The 3,719-nt window shown below is 48.2% G+C and carries 5 protein-coding genes; 3 read left to right on the forward strand and 2 right to left on the reverse strand.

Translation table 11 applies throughout. The features are described from left to right. The first annotated feature begins 201 nt into the window (after positions 1-201). From PHD76_15095 to mscL, 3 genes are all read left to right on the forward strand, one after another. Positions 202-399: a hypothetical protein gene (locus PHD76_15095; GenBank protein MDD5263168.1), complete on the forward strand. Its 198-nt coding sequence runs from the start codon at positions 202-204 to the stop codon at positions 397-399. A gap of 227 nt (positions 400-626) precedes the next feature. Continuing rightward, entirely contained in the window at positions 627-980 is a 354-nt protein-coding gene (locus PHD76_15100) for a hypothetical protein (protein ID MDD5263169.1), read from the forward strand. A gap of 133 nt (positions 981-1,113) precedes the next feature. After that, complete coding sequence (gene mscL / locus PHD76_15105; GenBank protein ID MDD5263170.1) at positions 1,114-1,518, forward strand: large-conductance mechanosensitive channel protein MscL; 405 nt, start codon at positions 1,114-1,116, stop codon at positions 1,516-1,518. A 182-nt stretch (positions 1,519-1,700) separates the two neighbouring features. Here mscL and PHD76_15110 read toward each other — a convergent pair whose 3' ends face one another. Next, positions 1,701-2,183 (reverse strand): hydrogenase maturation protease, encoded by a 483-nt coding sequence (locus tag PHD76_15110; protein MDD5263171.1) that lies wholly within the window; start codon positions 2,181-2,183, stop codon positions 1,701-1,703. After that, positions 2,176-3,719, reverse strand: a 1,544-nt coding sequence (locus PHD76_15115) for a Ni/Fe hydrogenase subunit alpha (GenBank protein MDD5263172.1), incomplete at its 5' end; no start/stop codon positions are given. The genes PHD76_15110 and PHD76_15115, both read right to left, overlap by 8 nt.

Consider the following 3,719-nt stretch of genomic DNA (forward strand, 5'->3'; position numbering starts at 1 on the left):
CTCCACCATCGACGATAATCCCGTGGCTGTCGCCGCTCCAAATGTGCTTATCAAATAATCTGTGTATAACTCTAATTCTGTTTTTTTCATTCGCACAGAATAACTGAACTTAGTGATGACTGCGTAACATCAGTTATTCATAAAACCCTGCCTGATGCCGGTCGCGAAGAAACGCTGGAAACCGCCATTTATCCAGGCCAATTGCTCGGAACCGACAGCCTGATCAACGCACTGTTTGCGGGGGTCGGCGTCACCAGTCCGCAACAGGGGCAACACGGCGTTAGCGGTCTGCTGGGTTATCACGCGCGTATTGAAAATATTGAATCCAGCTTCAGGGTGCAGCACGATTTTGACAGCGATGACACCTCACTGTTTTTCAGCTTGATTCACTGGCTGTGATAGACTTTGGCAAAGCGCTTTCTTGTAAAAAAATGAACATTGCTCAGTCATAAAATTCTATTGAGACAGTTCCTCTAAGTGTTTTAACTTATTGAAGTACAATCAAATAAATCTAAAATGACCTGTGTTGTTTATTCGTCCGCCAATAGCGGACATTCTACTTCTGCAGGATTCTGATTTTACATACAATTGACTCCCCATCAACCCAACTCCAAAAGGTAATCCCGATGAAACATTTATATAAATCAACCGCCGTCTTATTACTGTTGTTACCCATAAGCATGATCAGTTCCGCGGCTGAACCGCAAAAAGCCGACGAGCCAATGAAAGAAATGGGCGCGCATCAGGGCATGGGAGGCATGGACATGAAGTGTTGCCAGTCTGAAGAACAAAAAAATGAACATATGCGCTCCATGCAGGAACACATGCTACAGATGCATGACCTGTCCAATCAGATTCTGTCAGAGAAAGATGCCGCAAAAAAAGAAGCGTTAAAAAAGCAGCAATTGGAGCTTATGAAGGCACATCATGCTCAAATGATGGAGCATCGCCAACAAAAGATGCAGGAACATAAAAAGTAAATGTATCAGGAAGGAGAAAACTGGGGTCTTCAACCCGAAATCGTCCATCCGCCCGCTTGCCCTAAGCTTTCTGCCAGGGGCGAAGACAAAGCGTCACTTCGTTAATACAACCCAAAAATGAAGGATACCAATTATGAGCATGTTACAAGAATTTAAAGAATTCGCCATCAAGGGCAATGCTATTGACATGGCCGTGGGCATCATAATCGGCGCCGCTTTCGGCAAAATTATTTCATCCCTTGTTGCCGACGTATTCATGCCGCCGATTGGCGTATTAATCGGGGGTGTAGATTTTACCAAGCTGGCATTCACCCTAAAAGAAGCAGTTGGAAACGCGCCTGCCGTGACGCTTAATTATGGCAATTTTATTCAAGCCCTGGTTGATTTTACGATTATCGCCTTTGTTATTTTTATGGCGGTGAAATTCATCAACAGTCTTAAGAAAAAAGAAGCCGCGGCTCCTGCAGCACCGATAGAACCATCCAAAGAAGAACTGCTATTGACTGAAATCAGGGATTTGCTCAAGGAAAGAAAATAATATTTCACTCTGAGCTCACTTTTCGGGGCGGATGCAATTCGCCTCGACGATCTTAATAATCAGGCATCTTGCGATAAAAGTGCCCACCAGCCACCCATCAATCTCAGCAAAAAGCCCCTATATTCAATCAATCGTTTGTAGTCAGATTGACGTGTACCATTCGTGCAGGTATGAATCCGCCATCATACTGCATTCGCCTGTGTCAGCCAGAAATCAAGGTCGGGATTGCTTAATAACCGCCCTGCGAATGAGCACGCTTCAACTAAATTAGTTTCGGCATTTGCGCTCAATTCATCGCCCAGTTCAAATTGCTCGGCTTTGATGCTCAACAGAAAACACGGCGGCGGCGTTTGGTTTTTTATCGATTGATACACGTCTAAAACCGCGGCAGGACTCATCGCGTGAGTTGTGTAGCTTTTATCCCTGGCGGGTTCCAGCACGGTAAAATCAAACGCGTCGACGCAGGCTACGGATGCATCGACAAACAACACTAAGCGCCTGTTTTCCAGATCCAGCGCATGTTCGATCTGCAACTGGAAGTCGGTCAAGACTTCAACCTCGTCCAAACCGCAATGGCTTTCGGCATATTCCAGCAGCAGCGGCCCCAGCGCATCGTCGCCGCGACTGAGGTTGCCATAGCCGAACAGCAAAACCGGCTTAAGCATTATTCCGCTCAATTTGACCGTCGCTGTGCTTGACCAATTTATCGATCAAATTGCCTTCGGCATCGACCAGCTCAAGTTGCAGCGGCATTTTACCGACAGCATGGGTCGCGCAGGACAAACAGGGATCGTAAGCGCGTATCGCCACTTCCAGGTTATTCAACAAGGGTTCGGTCAGTTCGCGGCCTGACAAATATTCCGCCGCCACTTGCCGCACCGATTCGTTCATCGCCATGTTGTTGCTGGTGGTCGAGACGATCAGGTTGGCTTTGGTGACAATGTCGTTCTCATCGACTTGATAGTGATGGAACAAGGTGCCGCGCGGCGCTTCAATCACACCCACGCCTTCATAACGCTTTTCGCCTTGCGCGACCAGATCAGAGCCCATGATGTCCGGGTCATTGAGCAACTGTTTAATGCTTTCGGCGCAATGCAGGACTTCAATCAGCCGCGTCCAGTGAAATGCCAAGGTGCTGTGTACCATCGCCTCGCCGCTGTGCGCTTTAAACTCGACGCGGGCGGCTTCCGCCAACGGCGTGTCGATATAGTCGCAGTTATTGACCCGCGCCAAAGGCCCGACCCGATACCAGCCTTGTTCCTGCCCCAGTGACAGCAGGTACGGAAATTTCATATACGTCCATGAGCGGACTTCTTCATGGATATAATCGTTATATTTGCAATAATCGATATGATCCATAATGGTTTCGCCGTGCTCATTCTTGGCGCGGATGCCGCCGTGATAAAGCTCCAGCGCGCCGTCAGGTTTGGTCAACCCCAGGTAATTGGTACGTATAGTGGCAAAATCATCGTAATAAGGCAGGTTGGAGCAATGCACTTTTTTTATCAGCGCAACCGAACCTTCCGCCCAGGTTATCATTTGGTCTATATCTTCCAACAGATAATCGCGCTCGGCTTTAGTCAGTGATTTATTCATGCCCCCGGCAATCGCGCCGGTGCCGTGAATACGTTTGCCCGACACCATGCGGATGACTTCCTGTCCGTATTTGCGCAGTTTTACGCCCTGTACGCCGATTTCGGGATATTCGCTCAATACCGCAACAATCGAGCGCTTGCTGATGTCGCTTTCAAAGCCGAACAGCAAATCCGGGCTGGATAAATGAAAGAAATGCAGGGCATGAGATTGCAGCACTTGCCCGAAATGCAACAGGCGTCTTAATTTGTCCGCTGAAACGGGCAAGTTTTCAGGATCGATGCCGACCAGTTGGTCTATGGCTTTGGCGGCGGCTAAATGATGACTGACCGGGCAGATACCGCACAAACGCTGCACCAAAACCGGCAACTCCCAATACGGCCTGCCTTGAATAAACCGCTCAAAACCTCGAAACTCAACGATATGCAACCTGGCTTGCTGGACTTTGTTATCTGCATCCAGCAATAACGTGACTTTGCCGTGCCCTTCAACGCGCGAGACAGGATCGACGACAACACGTTTTAAACTGTCACTGTTTTCAGCTGTTTCTAAATGTTCGTACATAAAAATTCCCGTATTTGTATAGATGCTGTCTTTGTGGGAACACA

The organism is Candidatus Methylacidiphilales bacterium (assembly GCA_028713655.1).
Classification (GTDB): Bacteria; Verrucomicrobiota; Verrucomicrobiia; order Methylacidiphilales; family JAAUTS01; genus JAQTNW01.

What these genes read in the sequence shown, in the direction of transcription:
- PHD76_15100 (MDD5263169.1), top strand. Translation starts at nt 627, where the DNA reads ATGAAACATTTATATAAATCAACCGCCGTCTTATTACTGTTGTTACCC.
- mscL (MDD5263170.1), top strand. Translation starts at nt 1,114, where the DNA reads ATGAGCATGTTACAAGAATTTAAAGAATTCGCCATCAAGGGCAATGCT.
- PHD76_15110 (MDD5263171.1), bottom strand. Translation starts at nt 2,183, where the DNA reads ATGCTTAAGCCGGTTTTGCTGTTCGGCTATGGCAACCTCAGTCGCGGC.